This window comes from Streptomyces montanisoli (assembly GCF_017813245.1).
Lineage (GTDB): Bacteria > Actinomycetota > Actinomycetes > Streptomycetales > Streptomycetaceae > Streptomyces > Streptomyces montanisoli.
This window is the reverse complement of sequence record NZ_JAGIQL010000332.1, coordinates 1-2,234: the sequence shown is the minus strand read 5'-3', so window position 1 is coordinate 2,234 and position 2,234 is coordinate 1. Positions and strand designations below refer to the sequence as shown.

Genomic DNA, 2,234 nt, shown 5'->3' with positions numbered 1-2,234 from the left:
CCCCCCCCCCCCCCCCCCCCCCCCCCCCCCCCTTCTTCCAGGCGAGAGCCGCCTTCCGGGTACCACCGGCGCCAGGGCTTCGGCCGCGCCCTCTCCCGATCCCGCCCACCCGGGCCAGGAGGCGGCGGCGGCCCGGCGCCCCCGCGTGGCGCCGCGGGCGCGCCGGCCCGGCCGGGTCGGTGCGGGTCAGCAGGTCTGGCGCAGGTAGCCGTCGCTGCCGATGGGCGAGACGTCGACGTCGCGACGGACGACGCTGATGCGGTCGCCGTAGCCGGAGCAGGTCTTCTTCAGGCCCGAGGCCGTGTACTCGATCGCGATCACGTGGTCGCCGTAGGCCGAGGTGTAGACGCCGCACTCGTCGTAGCGGCCGCACTCCTCAGCGACCGCGAAGTCGAGCCCGTTGCTCGCGTGGTCGCCCGCGAGTTCCGAGGTGTTCTTCTGCGCGATGGCCAGGCCCTTGGCGTGCGCGTGGTCCGACAGCAGCTTGATGAAGGCCTCTGCCTCGTTCGAGGTGAGGAGCTTGGGGAAGCGGGTGAAGGTGTCGAAGTTGTCGGGCTCGACGGCCTGGAAGCCCTTGCTCGCGCAGCTGTCGATCCAGCCGTCCACCTTGGCGGCGATCCGCTTGCGCTTGGCGGCCGTCCGGATGTCGAGGACCGCCTCGTCCCAGCCGTCGTCGTAGACGACCTTGCCGTTCGCGTCCCGCAGCAGCAGGTCGGAGTCCCAGTCGCCCTCCGCCCCTTCCTGCGCCTGGAAGGCGTTGACGTAGCAGATGTTGTACAGGCCCGCGGCCGGGGAGGCCGAGTGGTCGCGGCTGACGACCTTCACACCGGCGGGCGGCTTGTAGGCGCCGCCGATCTGGTAGTCGAACCCGGCGTGCACCGGCGGGAGTGTGACTCCGGTGGACGCGGCCGAGGTGGACGCGGCCGAGGTGGACGCGGCGGCAGTGGACGCCGAGGTGGGGGCGGCGGCGCCCGCGGTGGTCGAGGCTCCCGCGGTGGAGCAGGCGACCAGCGGCGTGACGACGGCCAGCGCGGCAGCGGCCGACATGGTGAGGGATCTGCGGGACAGGACACGGTGAGCACGCATCGTGGAGCTCCAGAAGATGGGGGATACGTCCCCGCCTCGGGCTCTGGAGTGCCCTGGCGACTTTGTCCGGACTCGCGGCACAGCGGGCCGCATACCGGCTGGGCGTACCTCTGGCGCAGGATGCTCGATCCTGGCGTTGAGTGGAGTAAAGCGAGCGGAACTCGTCATGTCAACAGCTCGAATGTGAGCGGTTGTTGGTGGGGCCGGGAATGGCGCGTCCCGCCCTGCCGCATGGGCGGGGCGGGACGCGGCGGCTCTCGGTCTCTCAGGCGCTGCCGCCCTGCGAGGGGCCGAAGAACTCGATCTCGGCGATGGCCACCTGCTTCTTCGGGCCCGTGCCGTAGGCGGTCCCCAGCGTGAAGCGCACCGACGTGACGTTGTGGTACCTGAAGGCGCGCGACTGGAAGCCGCTGGTCTGGTCGAGGATGAGGTCCATGGTGTGGGTCTTGCCGTCGTCCGTCGTGACGAGGGCCTGCATGCGGTGCGGACGCGCCGACTTGGACAGCGAGTCGGCGTGCGCGGACTCGCCCGAGGTGATGCCGACGTCGAGGAGGTTCACCGGCTGCTGGAAGTGCGCCTCGATCCACTCGCCCTGCCCGGACTCCGCGTAGCCCGGGCCCCACCAGGTGTTGCTGTACTTGTCGAACGCGAGCTTCGGCGAGTGGTGGGAGTACGAGTGTGACGCCTTGAAGGTGTCGGGCGCGATCGACGCCCGGTTGGCGAAGTGGTCGCGCACCGCGGAGACGCCCGTGCCGATGTTCGTCACACCCCACACGGCGAGGCCGAGCACGGCTGCCCAGACGACGTACTTCACGATGCGGCCGAACTGCCAGCGCAGCCGCGGCCGCTCGCCGGCCCACGGCTGCTCCCGGTTGTCGCGGTCGAACAGCCGGCGCCACCAGGGCGCGCGCGCCCCGCCGTCGGGCGACTCGGACATCCGCATGGCGCACCGGGTGCAGAAGTGCCGGTCGGGCCGGTTGGTCGTGCCGCACCACGGGCACGGGATGCCGCCCTGGATCTGCTGCTCGCCCGGGGCTCGCACGCCGGGCCGCACGGGCTCGGGGCGTCCCGGCAGGACCGGGGCGACGGGCTGCTCGCGCTCCGGCCGCGCCTGCGGCTCGTCGACCGGCACGAGCAGGGCCCTGGGG

General features: G+C 72.2%; 2 protein-coding genes. Both read right to left on the bottom strand.

Annotated features, from left to right (window positions below):
• Nucleotides 1-186: 186 nt before the first annotated feature.
• Nucleotides 187-1,086, bottom strand: coding sequence for an endo alpha-1,4 polygalactosaminidase (locus tag JFN87_RS32915; RefSeq protein ID WP_209346154.1), 900 nt, complete (start codon nucleotides 1,084-1,086; stop codon nucleotides 187-189).
• Between the two features lie 265 nt (nucleotides 1,087-1,351).
• Nucleotides 1,352-2,234: zinc ribbon domain-containing protein (locus tag JFN87_RS32910; protein ID WP_209346152.1), on the bottom strand; the 883-nt coding region annotated here is incomplete at its 5' end.

Coding starts and splice junctions, on each gene's coding strand:
- JFN87_RS32915 (WP_209346154.1), bottom strand. CDS start 1,086: ATGCGTGCTCACCGTGTCCTGTCCCGCAGATCCCTCACCATGTCGGCC.